Annotated in this window: 12 protein-coding genes and 2 pseudogenes; 4 read left to right on the top strand and 10 right to left on the bottom strand. The window is 63.6% G+C overall.

The annotated features are described in order from the left end of the window. The first annotated feature begins 123 nt into the window (after window positions 1–123). A complete protein-coding gene (locus ETW23_RS04375; protein WP_129371771.1) occupies window positions 124–510 on the top strand; it encodes a hypothetical protein in 387 nt (128 codons plus the stop codon). A gap of 456 nt (window positions 511–966) precedes the next feature. On the opposite strand, the gene ETW23_RS04370 is transcribed toward ETW23_RS04375, so the two are convergent. The 7 genes and pseudogenes from ETW23_RS04370 to ETW23_RS25705 form a co-directional block, all read right to left on the bottom strand. After that, on the bottom strand, window positions 967–1,992 hold the full coding sequence (locus tag ETW23_RS04370) for a transporter substrate-binding domain-containing protein (protein ID WP_129371773.1): 1,026 nt from the start codon (window positions 1,990–1,992) through the stop codon (window positions 967–969). Between the two features lie 11 nt (window positions 1,993–2,003). Continuing rightward, a complete protein-coding gene (locus ETW23_RS04365; protein ID WP_134829251.1) occupies window positions 2,004–3,083 on the bottom strand; it encodes a transporter substrate-binding domain-containing protein in 1,080 nt (359 codons plus the stop codon). A 148-nt stretch (window positions 3,084–3,231) separates the two neighbouring features. Next, window positions 3,232–4,125 carry a hypothetical protein gene (locus tag ETW23_RS04360; RefSeq protein WP_254695145.1) on the bottom strand — a complete coding sequence of 298 codons (894 nt, stop codon included), beginning with the start codon at window positions 4,123–4,125 and terminating at the stop codon, window positions 3,232–3,234. Between the two features lie 135 nt (window positions 4,126–4,260). Next, window positions 4,261–7,203, bottom strand: coding sequence for an isoleucine--tRNA ligase (gene ileS, locus ETW23_RS04355; protein ID WP_134829250.1), 2,943 nt, complete (start codon window positions 7,201–7,203; stop codon window positions 4,261–4,263). A gap of 236 nt (window positions 7,204–7,439) precedes the next feature. Next, window positions 7,440–7,927, bottom strand: a pseudogene (locus tag ETW23_RS04350) (DUF2269 family protein). Between the two features lies 1 nt (window position 7,928). Beyond that, window positions 7,929–8,852, bottom strand: coding sequence for an SDR family oxidoreductase (locus ETW23_RS04345; RefSeq protein ID WP_254695144.1), 924 nt, complete (start codon window positions 8,850–8,852; stop codon window positions 7,929–7,931). Continuing rightward, on the bottom strand, window positions 8,774–9,235 hold the full coding sequence (locus ETW23_RS25705) for an NAD(P)H-binding protein (RefSeq protein WP_254695143.1): 462 nt from the start codon (window positions 9,233–9,235) through the stop codon (window positions 8,774–8,776). Before ETW23_RS25705 ends, ETW23_RS04345 begins: the two co-directional genes overlap by 79 nt. A gap of 160 nt (window positions 9,236–9,395) precedes the next feature. On the opposite strand from ETW23_RS25705, the gene ETW23_RS04340 reads away from it, so the two are divergent. Continuing rightward, complete coding sequence (locus ETW23_RS04340; RefSeq protein ID WP_134829249.1) at window positions 9,396–9,818, top strand: group III truncated hemoglobin; 423 nt, start codon at window positions 9,396–9,398, stop codon at window positions 9,816–9,818. 104 nt (window positions 9,819–9,922) lie between these two features. Here ETW23_RS04340 and ETW23_RS04335 read toward each other — a convergent pair whose 3' ends face one another. From ETW23_RS04335 to ETW23_RS04325, 3 genes and pseudogenes are all read right to left on the bottom strand, one after another. Continuing rightward, window positions 9,923–10,912 carry a YcjF family protein gene (locus ETW23_RS04335; protein WP_134829248.1) on the bottom strand — a complete coding sequence of 330 codons (990 nt, stop codon included), beginning with the start codon at window positions 10,910–10,912 and terminating at the stop codon, window positions 9,923–9,925. Then, window positions 10,909–11,363, bottom strand: a pseudogene (locus ETW23_RS04330) (GNAT family N-acetyltransferase). Before ETW23_RS04330 ends, ETW23_RS04335 begins: the two are co-directional and overlap by 4 nt. Continuing rightward, window positions 11,360–12,775, bottom strand: a complete 1,416-nt coding sequence (locus tag ETW23_RS04325; protein ID WP_134829247.1) for a YcjX family protein — start codon at window positions 12,773–12,775, stop codon at window positions 11,360–11,362. Before ETW23_RS04325 ends, ETW23_RS04330 begins: the two are co-directional and overlap by 4 nt. A 112-nt stretch (window positions 12,776–12,887) precedes the next feature. On the opposite strand from ETW23_RS04325, the gene truA reads away from it, so the two are divergent. Further along, window positions 12,888–13,655 (top strand): tRNA pseudouridine(38-40) synthase TruA, encoded by a 768-nt coding sequence (truA, locus tag ETW23_RS04320; RefSeq protein WP_134829246.1) that lies wholly within the window; start codon window positions 12,888–12,890, stop codon window positions 13,653–13,655. Window positions 13,656–13,847: 192 nt separating this feature from the next. Next, window positions 13,848–14,588, top strand: a complete 741-nt coding sequence (locus tag ETW23_RS04315; protein ID WP_129371783.1) for an NYN domain-containing protein — start codon at window positions 13,848–13,850, stop codon at window positions 14,586–14,588. Window positions 14,589–14,678 lie beyond the last annotated feature (90 nt).

Genomic DNA, 14,678 nt, shown 5'->3' with positions numbered 1-14,678 from the left:
CCGGGCCGGCCGGCCCCCGCCGCACCGCATTAACACTATATTAACCAGTGTTAAGGTTTCGCCGCCACATTGCATCAAATTATAATAAAGTGAGTTTCAAGAACGATCCTAAAGGTCAGCAAGATGATTACTGCAGTTTCCAGCACCGCCAGCCTGTACAACAGCATGAAACAGATGCAGGCCGCCTATCAGCGCCAGCCGGCAGTCGCGCAAGCAGGCGGCCAGCCGGCGGATACACCGCTGATCGAGGGCACTGCCCAAGGGATCGCCCGGGCCGCTGCCCGCGAACAGGCGCTGAGCGGCGAACGCCCGGATGCCCTGACAGCCCAGTACGTCGGCCCTGCCCGCGCAGCAGCCCGCACCGCGGCGCTGGACCTCAGACAGATGAATGGTATCGACATGGCTGCCTATTTCCTGGATCTGGCCAGCGGCTGCCAGGCCGGCCCCAAGCCGGTCAGTGCCCTGGAGGCGGAAAACCAATATGCCGAAGCCCGGCGTATCACCGGCTGATCCGCCCTGCGGACCGCATTAACCCGCTGTTAAACACGCTATGTTAACTTTCCTGCAAGACCGGTTCTCAGCCACCGCGAAGGTTCCGCTCAATGTTTATACCAGTTTCAGGACGAGTAAGTCCTGCCAAACCGAACCGCGGTCTTTTGACCGCCCGCCCGGTTGTCCGCTCGGACGATACGGAGCGCAGCGAATCTGCCAGTACCAGTCCGCGTGACCGGCACCCGGACGGCCATTCGCAAGACCCGCCCGGCGATCAGGGCAGCCGCCGTATCCGGGCGGGAGAGCACCAGCGCGATACAGACCGGAAACCGGCCCTGTTTCAGGAAAACGACGTTCTGGCTGCCCATCTGCTGCTGCAGCGTGCGGGGCAAGACCCGCATCCCGAGGCAGGATCCGAAGCTGCCTTTCATGGCTATGAAGCCGCCAGGTCCATGTCGGCCTGGCGGCCTGAAGTTACTGCAGCTGAGCCCAGAACAGCTCCAGATGGCGTGACATGATCTCCTCGAAGCGGCCGCTGTCGCGAAGCTTTTTCAGCCCTGCGTTGATCCGGTATAGATGCGACGTGCCGCGCCAGTGACGCTTGGAAATCACCACGTGCAAGCCCTCTTCGGAGAGCGGTTTTTCCAGCGGCAGCACGGTGTCGCGCAGACCTTCCCGGACAATGGTGCTGGCGCCCAGGAACAAGTTCACCGCCACCGCATCCACCTGGCCCTCGGACACCATGCGGAAACAGTCGGCCGGTGATTGCGGCTGCACCAGGGTGATTTTACCGTCATCCAGCCAGCGGCGCCCCTGCCGGTTCAAATCGTGGGTGAAATAGCCCTTGGGGCGGCACAGGGTCTTGCCCTCGATATCCCTGTCTTCCGCATAGACGAACTGGTCCTGCACCCGCACAAACAGCATGATCGGCAGTGCCATCACCGGTTCGGAAAAGTGAAAGTTCACGCAGCGCTCATTGTCCGGCTCCGCCGCGCAATCGGGCTTATACCAGGGAAAGCCCATATCGAACTCTTTTTGGTCCAGCATCGGGAACAGATGCTTGGACCAGTCGTCCTCCCAGTTGATCGCATAAGACACCGGCGAAGGCGCCAGTTCCAGCGCCGCATTGACCAGCTCGGTCACCATGCCCTGGCCCGGCAGCCCGCGGTCGGTAAAGGGCGCATAGCCGCCGCCGGTCAGCAGCGTCATCTCGGCCTCCTGCCTGCGCAGCGGGGTGGCGTCCGGGGCGGTCGCCTGTTTGATGCAGGGTATCTGCAGCTTGCGGCCCGGCACCACCGACGAGCCGACAAGAACATCCTGGTTGCGGTAGTAAATCATGGTCCAGCGCTCGCGGTCGCCGTAATGGGTCTCGGCGATCGAAAACAGGTTGTCCCCCGGCTGCACGACATAGTCCACATCGCAGATCGCCAGGGCCGCCGAGGGCAGCAGCCCCAGCAGCAGCCCCAGGCCCAGCAAGTGGCGGCAGAAGCTGTTCAGCATGCTTTTCCCCCTCAAAATCCGGCCCAGACCCGGGCCATGTGGTCTTCGATGATCGCCTGATAGGTGCCGTCCTCGCGGATACCCTGCAGCGACGCGTTGACCATCTGCATCAGCTGCTGTGCCTGGGGGTGGGTTTTGTGGACAATCACGTGCAGTGCCTGGATCGAGATCGGCTCGGGCACCACATCAAAGCGGTCCGACAAGCCCAGCTCCTTGATCTGCGCGCGGCCGGTGAATTCGTTCATCACGACCGCGTCCGCCTTGCCCTCAAGCACCATCTCGTAGCATTCGGCTGTGGTCAGCGGCTGCACCACCTCAACCTTGCCGTCGCGCAGCCAGTGGCGGCCCTGCTGTTCGAACAGATACGTCTCATAGCCTTGCGGGCGGCAGAATGTCTTGCCGAACAGGTCTTCGTCCTTGGTGAAGGTCAGGGGCCGCGTCTTGTCGGTGAACATCAGCACCAGCACTTCGAACATCGGATCGGAGAACAGGAAGTTTTTGCAGCGCGGCTCTTCGGGGCTGTTTTCGCAGTCGGGCTTGTACCAGGGAAAGCCCGCGTCCAGCAGTGCATTGGACAGCAGCGGTTCTTCATGCGACGTCCACAGGTCGACCCAATGAACGGCGTACCCCTGCTCAGGATTGGCGTGTCGCATTGCCGCGTTCAGCACGTCGGTCATCATGCCGCCGTTGTGCAGGTCCTTGCCGGTAAAGGGGGCAAAGTCATCCGCTGTCAGCAGGTTGATGCGGTGGCGCACCTCGGCGCTGCCTGAGGCGATCTGCACCGGTTTGGCGGCCACCGGCACGCTGGCAGAGATTTCCTTGCCGCCTTCCAGACCCAGGGGCAGGCCCTCAAGACAGGCCAGCGACAGCTTCATGCCGACGCGCAGGGCACTGGGTTTGGGGCCAATGGTATCAATGTTGCGGCTGTGGATCGCGCTCCATTTGCCCGCATCCTTATACAGTTTATCAGCGATCACCGACAGGCTGTCGCCCGGCTGCACGGAATAGACCCCGCCGCAAGTCTCAGCCGCAGCAGAATTGGCTGCAAAGGCAAACAGGCCCATGGCAGCGGCTGCAATGTATGTCTTCATAGTCCCCCGGGAAATAGTCTGCACCGCAGCCGGTTCCGGTCTGCGGCGCCCGTCGTTCTGGTTGTTATGAGAGGTCCCCGGCCGGCACCGGCAGCGCGCCCAAGGGGCAAACGGGAACGGCCCCGGCGCAGCCGCCGGAGCAAAAAGATCAGTTGCCGACAAACAGGGCCAGCAGCGTCGCCGTGTCAACCCGCCCGTCAGCCCCGATCAGGCTGGCGGGCACGGTGATTTCCTTGCGCTCATAAGCGCCGTTCACCAGCTGGTCGATATAGGCTTCGGACTGGCCCTGTGCCGCGGCGGTCAGCACCATTTTATAGAGCGCAGTTCCTGCCGCCGGCGCCGCAGCTGCCGCCTGGTTCAGGCTTTCCGGATTTGCCTGTTTGCTGCGCAGCGCGGCCAGGGTTCCGGCAGTGATGCGGGCGACCATGGCGTCTTCGGCGCCGGCATCGTCCTTTTGCAGCCCCGCCGCCGCAGCGGCACCGGCCGGCTGCACGGTACCGGCAGAAAGCTCCGCTTCTGCCGCCGTTTGCAGACTGGTCTGTTCAGCCGTTTCAACCGGGGTGCCGCCACTGAATTGGAAATACAGAAGCATCGCCGCGGCCACCGCCAGACCAGCTGCCGCGAGGCCCAGCTTTGGCAGCGCACTGCCGCCGTCCGCGGGTACCGGTGCAAAGGGCTGCGGACCTGGCACAATTTTCTGTTCATCCGCTGCGGCACTGGCAGGTTTCGCCGTCTTGGCGGTTTTGGCCGCTTTGACAGCAGCGGTTTTGGGCGCGGCTGGCTTTGCAATTGCTGCCGCGGGTTCCGGTTTGGCCCCGGTGCTGTCCGCGACCAGCCCGATTTTCATGTTCTTTGGGGCCGATACCCCGTCTATCCGGATAGATGCACTGCGCGGCTTGCCCGGCTCACCTGCCGGTTGCGCGTCCGCTTTCCGCTTCAGCATAATAAACTGCCCCCCTGCCCCATGCCATATTTTTAAGTCGGCTGAAAACCTACATGGAATTAACGAATTCTTAACCAATTGTAGAAAACCGGTCAACATCTAGAGGAATTCAATTTGCCAACACACAAGGCCGCACCCGGAAAAAGTGCAGGAAATCCCGCAACAATAGCGTAAAAATGACAGCGCCCGGCAATTAGGCCGGGCGCAAATCACAATTCAAAGCTGAAAGCCGGGTTATCCCAGCGCGCTATCGCATCGGCCGCAAACACCGTCATGGACGTGATTGCCCACATCCGGCAGGATCTTCCAGCAGCGCTGGCACTTGCCGCCGTCGGCTTTCTCAAACACCACCGAAACACCGTCGACCTCGGGCATACGGAAAGCTTCGGCCGGGGCCGGATCATTGGTCAGCATGATGTCCGAGGTAATGCAGATATCGGCGAAGTTCACCGACTTCAGCGCCTCCAGCGCCTCGCCGTCGCGCACATGCACCACCGGGGCGGCCTCAAGCGAGGCACCGATCACCTTGTCGGTGCGTTGCACTTCAAGCGCTGCCGTCACCACCCGGCGGGCCTGGCGGATCTTGGACCATTTCGCCGCCAGCGGCTCATTCAGCCAGTCAGCGGGGGTGTTGGGAATGTCCTGCAGATGGATTGAGCTGCCCTCGCCCGGGTATTTCTCCAGCCAGACCTCTTCCATGGTGAACACTAGAACCGGTGCCAGCCATGTGGTCAGCCGGTGGAACAGGATATCCAGCACCGTGCGCGCGGCGCGGGCGTTCAGGGTGTCGCCATCGCAATAGAGCGCATCCTTGCGGACGTCGAAATAGAAGGCCGACAAATCCACGGTAGCAAAGTTGAACACCGCCGAGAACACACCCTGGAAGTCAAAGGTCTGATAGCCGGTACGCACCTTGTGGTCGAGTTCCGCCAGCCGGTGCAGCACCCACTGCTCCAGCTCCGGCATATCCGCCGGCTCCACGCGCTGTTCTTCAGTGAAATCCTTCAAGCTGCCCAGCAGGAAGCGCATGGTGTTACGCAGACGGCGGTAGCTGTCGGCAGTGCCTTTCAGGATTTCCGGTCCGATCCGCTGGTCAGAAGTATAGTCGGTCTGGGCCACCCACAGGCGCAGGATATCGGCGCCGTACTGCTGCACGATCTTTTCCGGCACGATGGTGTTGCCCAGCGATTTGGACATCTTCATGCCCTTCTCGTCCAGCGTGAACCCGTGGGTCACCACGTTGCGGTAAGGTGCGCGCCCCTTGGTGCCGCAGGCCTGCAGCAGCGAGGAGTGGAACCAGCCGCGGTGCTGGTCGGTGCCCTCCATATAGACGTCGGCAATGCCGTCTTCGGTGCCGTCCTCGCGGTCGCGCAGCACAAAGGCATGGGTCGAGCCGCTATCGAACCACACATCCAGAACGTCGAACACCTGATCATAGGCGTCCGGATCCACGGAGTTGCCCAGCACCCTGGCCTTGAAGCCGTCCTGATACCAAACGTCTGCACCATGCGCGTCGAACTCAGCCACGATACGCGTGTTCACCTCGTCATTGCGCAGCAAAAAGTCAGCGTCGGTCGGCAGCGCGCCCTTCTTGGTGAAGCAGGTGAGCGGCACGCCCCAGGCGCGCTGGCGGCTCAGCACCCAGTCGGGGCGGCTTTCGATCATCGAATGCAGGCGGTTGCGGCCGGTCTGCGGGTACCATTTCACCAGCTCATCGATCGAGCGCAGCGCGCGTTCGCGGATGGTATCGCCCATCTGGTCCATTCCGTCGTCCATCTTGCGGTCGACAGAGGCAAACCACTGCGGCGTGTTGCGGTAGATGATCGGCGCCTTGGAGCGCCAGGAATGCGGGTAGCTGTGCTTGATCTTGCCGCGCGCCAACAGGCCGCCGACCTCGGTCAGCTTATCAATCACCGCCTTGTTGGCATCGCCCTCGCCGCCCTTGCGGTTCAGGATGTATTTGCCGCCGAAAAACGGCAGATCGGCGCGGAAGCCGCCGTCGTCCATCACGTTATAGGTGATGACCTGCTCCAGCATGCCCAGATCGCGGTACAGCTCGAATTCCTCCATCCCGTGCGACGGCGCGCAGTGGACAAAGCCGGTGCCTTCGGTGTCGGTGACAAATTCAGCGGCGCGGAAGTCGCGGATATCGTCCCATTCACCGTTGGAGCCTTCAGCGCCGTGCAGCGGGTGGGTCAGGCCGATGCCTGCCAGATCAGAGGCCGGAACATCAGAGACGCGGGTGTACTGATCCTCAGACAGGCGCGCGCGCTTGAACACATCTGCTGCCAGATTATCGGCCAGAATGTATTTCTCGCCCGCAGCAGCCCAGCACTCGTCCGGGGTGCCGGTGACTTCATAGAGGCCATAGGCGATCTCTTCGCCGTAAACCACGGCCTTGTTCGATGGCATGGTCCAGGGCGTGGTGGTCCAGATCACGACATTGGCGCCGGCCAGTTTGTGATCAGCAGGCTCAGCCACCTTGAACTTCACCCAGATGGTGAAGCTTTCCTTGTCGTGATACTCCACCTCGGCCTCGGCCAGGGCGGTTTTCTCGACCGGCGACCACATCACGGGTTTCGAACCCTGATACAGCGTGCCGTTCATCAGGAATTTCATGAACTCATCCGCGATCACCGCCTCGGCGTGGTAGTTCATGGTCAGATACGGATCATCCCAGTTGCCGGTGATGCCCAGCCGCTTGAACTCCTCGCGCTGGATGTCGACCCAGCTGTCGGCAAAGGCGCGGCATTCCTGGCGGAATTCAACCACCGGCACCGCATCCTTGTTCTTGCCCTTCTTGCGGTACTGCTCCTCGATCTTCCACTCGATCGGCAGGCCGTGGCAATCCCAGCCCGGCACATAGCGCGCGTCAAACCCCATCATCTGATGCGAACGCACGATCATGTCCTTGATGGTTTTGTTCAGCGCGTGGCCGATGTGCAGGTGGCCGTTGGCGTAAGGAGGGCCGTCATGCAGGGTGAAGGGCTGGCGCTCGGCGTCACTGCCCTTGGCTGCGGCGGCCTTATCACGCAAGCGGTCATAGACCCCGATCTGCGCCCAGCGCTCCAGCCATGAAGGCTCGCGCTTGGGCAGGCCTGCGCGCATCGGGAAATCGGTTTTCGGCAGGTTCAGGGTGTCTTTATAGTCAGGCGTCTGGGGCGTGTCGGCGCACATGCGTTGCGTCCTTTGGATGATCAAGGCTGGAAATCGGGATATTCGGTTCGGCGCGATGGCTCAAGCGCCTTTGCCCGGCGGCTCGATGCTTTCAGAGCGCCGGGGATATAATTCGAATAATGATGGCCGCGAATAGGGACATGAACCGCCTTATAGGATGGTCCCGCCGGAGGGTAAAGCGGCAGATATGCCGCATTGGGATGAGGGCTGCGGCGGGCGGAATAGCCCGCCCTCCGTCAGCGTATCAACCAGATACCCAGATCCGGGCGCGCCAGCATCAGCCAGATGATTGCAAGCACCGCCGCAAAGGCAGGAATGCCGCAAGAAAACCAGATCGCAAACAAGCGTTGGTAGCGCGCGGGCAGTTCCTCGCCTGCCGCAGCGGCTGCCCGCGCCAGATCGCGCAGCTTCAGCTGGATCCAGATAACCGGCAGCCAGAATGCTCCTGTCAGCACATATAGCCCCAGCGACAGCGCCAGCCAGCCTTCGCTGAACGGCCACCCCAACCGCCAGGCCAGCAATCCGCCGGTGAGGGCTGCGCAATCACCGCCGTGGCGGTGAACAGCAGGTCCGCCAGCACCACCACGCCTGCGGTATGGGCAATCAGCCGTGCATCACAGGTGCGGTGCGCCATCAGCATGAAAAAGGCGATGCCTGCCCCGGTGCCCAGCAGCACACAGGCACCGATCACATGCAGCCAGCGCAGGATCAGATCCACATCCATCTCAGCGCTCCTGCAGCAATTGATGGGTGATCAGCGACAGAAGGGTGCCCGGCAGCACCTTGACCAGAGACCCCAGCGGATCCGCCCACATCTGCGGTGCTATGACGCTTGCTGCCAGCACATAGAACAACGAGACCCCTGCCATCCCCAGGCAGGCCCACGCCGCCCAGGGCCTCCAAAGGATCGCCAGCCCCAGGGCAATATCCGCGAGCGACCAGAAGACAACACCTGTCTTGGCCGGGAAACTTCCCCAGCCCCTGGCCAGCAGCACATTCGCCGCCGCCTCCAGCTGCCACAGGCCAATCAGGCCCGACGCCAGCCAAAACAGGCTCAGCACCGCCACAGCAATTGGCATAATCAGTGCCATCCGCGCATCCAGCCGCTGTTCCCGGCCCGCAGGCAGCGATTGATAGATAGACTGCAAAGGGGCCAATCCCTGCCCCATCGCCGCGCGGTAGGGTTGCGGGTCACCGCGCACGCCGTTCTGAATTTCGGCAATCGCTGTACTGCGCATGGGCGAGCGCCAGCCGAGGCGGCCCAGAGCATCAGCGCAGCCTGCAATCGGCGGCAGCAGCCAATCCGGCATCCGCAGTGCCATCCGGGCAGGTGCAAACCCCAGCCATTTACGGGTCTCTGTCAGCACCTCTTCCAGCGTATTCACCTGATCCTCCACCAGATCATAAGTACCTTGAGGCAGCTTACCGCAGAGTGCCGCACCCATCGCTGCGGGCAAATCCGCCATCCCGGTGCATTGAACCGGTGCCTGGCCCAGCGCAACCGGCTGCACCAGCGGCACCGCTGCCAGCATCCGCAACAGCCGGGTGCCGCCAAAGGCGCCCTGTCCGATCACCAGCCCGGGGCGCAGGATCCAGGCCGCCGCTCCGGAGGCCCGCAAGGCCGCATCGCCCCGGCCCTTGCTGCGCATGAACTCTGTTGCAGCCCCGGCCCTGCCCCGGCAGCGGAGACCTGCACCACCTTTGTCCCGCGGTCAGCGCAAGCCGCAGCAAGAGCGGCAATAGCTAAGTGATGCACAGCCTCCAGCTCTCCTGGTGCCATGTCCTGCAAGACGCCGGCGCAATTCACTACTGCATCCACGCCCTGCAACAACAGCGTCCAGTCTTCGGGCTGCAGCAGTTGCAGCAAATTGCCCGCCACGAACGGCACGCCCGGCAACACCCGCGCCGCCTGTTCAGCACTGCGGCCAAGACCCGTCACAGCAAACCCGGAGGTTTGCAAGGACCGGACCACTTCAGCGCCGATAAAGCCATATGCACCTAGAACCAGAACCCGCCCGATTTTCTCCGCCATAATTCAATACCTTTTGGCAAATTCCCCGCCCACCATAGCGCCAATGCCGCCCGGTGCCAGCGAGGCCGTCTCCCGTTTCTGCGGCAGATGCGCCCGGCCTCTTCCTCTTTCCCCGCCTTTCGCCTATTTCTGCCTCTGGCCACTCAGACCGGAGCATCCAATGACCGACGCAGATACCGCAAACCCGCTGGCGCGGTTCGATATCGGCCCAGAAGAGATCTCGCGCGTGGTGGCCGTCTTCTACACCCGCGTGCGGACCCATGAGGTGCTGGGGCCGGTGTTTGCCGCGCATGTCACCGATTGGCCGGAGCATGAAGAGAAGATCGCCGGCTTCTGGCGCAATGCGATTCTGCGGCAGCGGAGCTACAGCGGCAATCCAATGCGGGTGCATGTCTCACGGCCGGACGTGAAAGCAGAGCATTTCCCGCTGTGGCTGGGCCTGTTCCACGAGGTGCTGCGGGCCGAATTGCCGGAGCGCACTGCGCTGCAATGGGGTGCCCTGGCCGACCGGATCGGCGAAGGTTTCCGCACCGGCATCGTGGCGATGCGCCAGCCCGCAGACCAGCCGCCGAAGCTGTTCTGAGCACCGCCAGCGGGGCGCTCCCGTGCCTGCCGGTGTTCTGGCCTTGCCAGAACACCTCAGCAGCCTTAGGCATGGCTCATGCTGCGCATGAGCCTGTAAGCGCGCTACTTATCCTTGGAAAACAGACCGGTCAGCGCCCGCTGAATCACCTTGCGCGTCCCAGGTCTGTGCTGCGCTGAAAACGGCATCGGGCGGCAAACCTCCATTGCAGCTATGCCGACCCGCGCTGACAACGCGCCATTGACCAGCCCCTCGCCGAAGCGGCGGGAGAGTTTCGACAGCACCGATCCGCCCAGCACCGGCTCCAAGAGGTCATCACCCGCAGCCACCGCGCCGGTGGCAGCCAGATGCGCCAGCACCGCGCGGGTCAGCCGCCAGGAGCTGAAGAAGCCGGGCCGGCCGCCATAGATCCCCGCCACCCGGCGGATCATCCGCAGTGAAGAGACCAGCGCCGTCAGAATGTCCGCCAGCGCCATCGGCACCAGCGCGGTCACCGTGGCGACCTGCCGGGCGGCGGCCTCGACCTCGCGCAGGGCCAGCGCGTCCAGCGGCACCAGCAGCTCTTCCTCGGCCAGCATCAGCAGGGCATCGGCGTCCATGACTTCTGCCTTGCGCTCAGCCAGCCGCGCCTGATGCCAGCCGAGATCCTCGCGGGCCTTGTAGAAGTTTTCCAGCCGGGCCGTGAAGGCGCGGGCCGCAGCCAGGTCTGCGGCCTCCTCTGCCTGATGCCGCAAGGCATCGACGCGCCGCAGCCGGGACAGCGCCGCCAGTTCACGCAGCGCCATCGCAAGGGCCAGCAGCAGCAGAACCCCCAGCCCGGCACTTACTGCCCAGCCCAGCAGCGGAACCCTTGCCATCAGCCCGGCCGCAAAATCCCAGGCCGCGACCGAGGCGATGGCGCCAATGACCGCAACCAGCAGCGCCCAGAACCAGCGGGCCAGCCGCGACGGGCGGCGGGCGGCAATCCGGGCCGCCTGCTCCATCGCTGACGGCTGGGGTGCGGCGGATTGCGGCTCGGGCACCGGCGGCGCCTCAGTTACGGAAGGTGCATCCGTCTCGTCCTCAAGGTCAAACAGAACCGGCTTCTTGCTCATGCCGCCGCCTCCAGGCTGCTGCGCCATTCATAGGCGATGTCGGGCAAGCCTTCCTCGTTGTCTGTGCCGTCACCGCGGCCTGTCTCGGCAAAACCCTCGCGCCGGTAGAACCGCTGCGCCATTTCATTGGCTGCGAAGGTCCGCAGCGTCAGCCGCGGCACGGCGGCCTTGGCAGCGTCCAGCAGTGCCTTGCCCGCCCCCGCCCGCAGGCACCGGGCGCGAGGTAGAGCGCGCAGACCTCCGCGCCGTCACGGGCCAGAAAACCCTGCACGCGGCCATCCCGCACGGCCACCGTGACCCAGCCGCGATCAATCATGACGCCGCAAAAGGCGATCGCCTCGGCCCAGGTATAGAGTTCAGGCATCCATTCCGTGCCCTGCTGGAAGCGGTAGAGGATCCCGCCGGCGGTTCCGGCATCCAGAGGGTTTGCGGGGCGCAGGGAGAGTGTCACAGGGCGTCTCCGATCAGAAATTCAGCGGCGCGGTCCAGCCGGATATGCGGCGGGCCGCTGCCGTGCTTCAGGGTAAGCGGTGCGGGCGCAAAACCCATCGCCTGATAGTCGCCTTCCAGCCATTTCTCAGCCCCTTGCCGCGCCGGGGTGAGCAGCTGCGCGGGATCTTCGGGCAAGGCTCCGGGATAGAACGCCGCCTGTTTGCCGCTGTCCAGCAGAGTGCCGCGCACGCAGGGCAGATCAGTTCCGTTGTGGGCGCGCTTCTCTTCGGTTGTGGAGCGCAAGGAAGCCAGCGCCAGAGCCGCGGTTTCAGCGCCTGCAAAACGGGCGCGGTCCTGCGCCTCGCGGGTCAGCGCCTCGATGATGGCGGTCATTTGCGGGTGCTGGGCGTGGTGCAGGTGGTCGGCTTTGGTGGCGGCAAACAGGATCTTCTCGACCCGCTTGCCGCCCAGAAGCCGGGTCAGAAAGTGATTGCGGCCCGGTTTGAACGTGCTGAGGATGTCCGCCATCGCCAGGCGCAGATCCTCTACCGCCTGCGGACCGGAATGGATTGCCGAGAGTGCATCCACCAGCACCACCTGGCGGTCGATGCGGGCAAAGTGGTCGCGGAAGAAGGGTTTGACGACCTTGGTTTTATAGGCCTCATACCGCCGCTCCATCTCGCGCCAGAGGCAGCCGCGCGGCGGGCTGGCCTCAGGCGGCAGCGGCGCGAAGGTCAGTACGGGCGAGCCCTCAAGATCGCCGGGCAACAGGAAGCGGCCCGGCGTGCAGTCATAGAACCCGGCGGCGCGGGCGGCGGCCAGATACTGCGTGAAGGCGGCAGCAAGCGCCTGGACTTGCGGTTCGTCATGTGTTCCCGCAGGGGCAGCCTTGGATTTCTCCGCCAGAAACCCCTGTGCCTGCCGGCGGGTGGCAAGACGGGAGAGCACATCGGCGGACCATTCGCTGTAGGACTTGTCCAGCAGTGCCAGATCCAGCAGCCATTCACCGGGGTAGTCGACAATATCCAAATGCAGCGTGCGCGGCCCCTGAAATCCGGCCAGCAGGCCGGCGGGCCGCACCTTCAGGCTGAGACGCAGCTCAGACACCGCCCTTGTGCTGTCCGGCCAATGGGGTGACGGCCCGGTCAGGGCTGCCAGGTGGTTTTCATAGTCAAACCGCGGCACGGTGTCGTCAGGCTGGGGCTGCAGAAATGCGGCCTCAATCCGTCCCTCACGCGCGGCGCCCAGTTGCAGCATCCGGCCCCGGTCCATCAGGTTGGCCACCAGCGAGGTGATGAACACGGTCTTGCCGGAGCGTGCGAGGCCGGTGACGCCCAGCCGCAAGGGCCGGTCGAACAGCGCCGCCGAAACACCGCTGGCGGCACGTTCCACACTGCTCATCACCCCATCAGCGAGGGAAGTTATCACCAAGGCCCTGATCCTGCTCTGTTCTTGCTGCTGACAAGATAGGCAGCATGGTGCTGAGATACCAGAGCGCACACGGGGCTTGCCCCGGCCCGGCCCTGTTGCTAGGTGCCCGTCCATGCCGCGTTTTGCTTTGAAAGTCGAATATCACGGAAAGCCTTTTGCCGGCTGGCAAAGGCAGAAGGACCAGCCCTCGGTGCAGGGCGCGATCGAGGCTGCGCTGGCACGGCTGGAGCCGGGGGAGCATACGATTGCTGCCGCCGGGCGCACCGACACCGGTGTGCATGGGCTGGGACAGGTGGCGCATTGCGACATGGCCAAGGACTGGGACCCTTTCCGGCTGTCGGAGGCGCTGAATTACCATCTGAAACCCGATCCTGTCGCAATTGTGGACTGCGCCCGGGTGGACGGCGACTGGCACGCGCGGTTCTCGGCCATTGAACGGCAGTATCTGTTCCGCATTCTGATCCGCCGCGCGCCGGCCACCCATGAGGCAGGCCAGGTCTGGCAGCTGAGCCATGATCTGGACGCCGGCGCCATGCAGAAAGCCGCCAGCCATCTGATCGGCAACCATGATTTCACCACCTTCCGGTCTTCGATCTGCCAGGCGGCAAGCCCGGTCAAGACGCTGGATGAGCTGACGGTGGAACGTGTACAGGGCTTTTCCGGGCCGGAGATCCATTTCCACGTCCGCGCCCGCAGCTTCCTGCACAACCAGGTCCGCAGCTTTGTCGGCACGCTGGAGCGGGTCGGCGCAGGGGCCTGGGAGCCGGAGGATGTAAAGACCGTGCTGGAGGCCTGCGACCGCGCCGCTTGCGGACCGGTTTGCCCGGGACACGGCCTCTATCTGGCGCGGGTGGGGTACCCGGAAGACCCCTTTGCCTGAACCGCCGCCGGGGACGGGCGACTCCTGCGCGCCCCGGGCATTGACTGAACCCGCTGAAAGCAGCAGCCACAGCCGCAGCCCGCTTGCATAACTGCGGGCACACCGCATAATCGGCGCAACCTCCCCATCAGGGCCTTTCGGCAGCTCAATCGCTGGCGGTCTGCCCGCAAAACACACAGGCAGACATCCGCAATGGCAAATCCAACCAAACCGCCGCTTCTGGCCGTCCTGATCGACGCCGACAATATTTCGGCCAAATTCGCCGAGGCAATGTTCGAGGAAATCGCCTCCTTCGGCGAGGCCAGCATCCGCCGCATCTATGGCGATTTTGCCGGCGGCAGCCCGCAGGGGTGGAACAAGGAAAAACTGGCAGCCCTGGCGATTGTGCCGCATCAGCAATTTGCCAATACCACCGGCAAGAACGCCTCGGACATCGCGCTGGTGATCGACGCGATGGATATTTTGCACTCGGGCCGGTTCGACGGGTTTGTGCTGATCTCATCCGACAGCGATTTCACCCGGCTGGCCAGCCGCATCCGCGAACAAGGCGTGGATGTCTTCGGCATGGGCATGCGCAAGACACCGGCGGCCTTTGTGCAGGCCTGCAAGCGGTTCATCTATGTGGAAAACCTGCTGGAAGAGCCGGGCAAACCGAAGCCTAAGCCCAAGAAAGAAGACGGCGCCGGCAACGGCAATGCTCCGTCGGAACTGGCGGATCCAACCAAGCTGGTGGTCCGGGCGATGGATGCGATCGACCAGGATGACGAATGGTTCACGCTGGGCCAGATTGGCCAGTACATCACCGCAGCCGCGCCGGATTTCGACACCCGAAGCTATGGCAAACGCAAGCTGAGCGACCTGATTGCCTCGCTGAAACTGTTTGAGACCAAACGCGGCGACGGCAACCAGATCCTGGTGCGGCGGCTGGACTGAAGCCCCCGCCAAGGTCAGCCCAAACGCGAAATCCGGCTTTCCCTTGGTCCTGAACCGTGGCTTAGTCCGGCAAAAGGGACGCGGACAGGG

Source organism: Leisingera sp. NJS201, from assembly GCF_004535885.1.
Lineage (GTDB): Bacteria > Pseudomonadota > Alphaproteobacteria > Rhodobacterales > Rhodobacteraceae > Leisingera.
The sequence above is the reverse complement of the archived record's forward strand: the minus strand, read 5'-3'. Positions and strand labels throughout refer to the sequence as shown.

What these genes read in the sequence shown, in the direction of transcription:
- ETW23_RS04370 (WP_129371773.1), bottom strand. Translation starts at nt 1,992, where the DNA reads ATGCTGAACAGCTTCTGCCGCCACTTGCTGGGCCTGGGGCTGCTGCTG.
- ETW23_RS04345 (WP_254695144.1), bottom strand. Translation starts at nt 8,852, where the DNA reads ATGCGCAGCAAGGGCCGGGGCGATGCGGCCTTGCGGGCCTCCGGAGCG.
- ETW23_RS04335 (WP_134829248.1), bottom strand. Translation starts at nt 10,912, where the DNA reads ATGAGCAAGAAGCCGGTTCTGTTTGACCTTGAGGACGAGACGGATGCA.
- ETW23_RS25705 (WP_254695143.1), bottom strand. Translation starts at nt 9,235, where the DNA reads ATGGCGGAGAAAATCGGGCGGGTTCTGGTTCTAGGTGCATATGGCTTT.
- truA (WP_134829246.1), top strand. Translation starts at nt 12,888, where the DNA reads ATGCCGCGTTTTGCTTTGAAAGTCGAATATCACGGAAAGCCTTTTGCC.
- ETW23_RS04340 (WP_134829249.1), top strand. Translation starts at nt 9,396, where the DNA reads ATGACCGACGCAGATACCGCAAACCCGCTGGCGCGGTTCGATATCGGC.
- ETW23_RS04360 (WP_254695145.1), bottom strand. Translation starts at nt 4,125, where the DNA reads ATGTTGACCGGTTTTCTACAATTGGTTAAGAATTCGTTAATTCCATGT.
- ETW23_RS04315 (WP_129371783.1), top strand. Translation starts at nt 13,848, where the DNA reads ATGGCAAATCCAACCAAACCGCCGCTTCTGGCCGTCCTGATCGACGCC.
- ETW23_RS04365 (WP_134829251.1), bottom strand. Translation starts at nt 3,083, where the DNA reads ATGAAGACATACATTGCAGCCGCTGCCATGGGCCTGTTTGCCTTTGCA.
- ETW23_RS04375 (WP_129371771.1), top strand. Translation starts at nt 124, where the DNA reads ATGATTACTGCAGTTTCCAGCACCGCCAGCCTGTACAACAGCATGAAA.
- ileS (WP_134829250.1), bottom strand. Translation starts at nt 7,203, where the DNA reads ATGTGCGCCGACACGCCCCAGACGCCTGACTATAAAGACACCCTGAAC.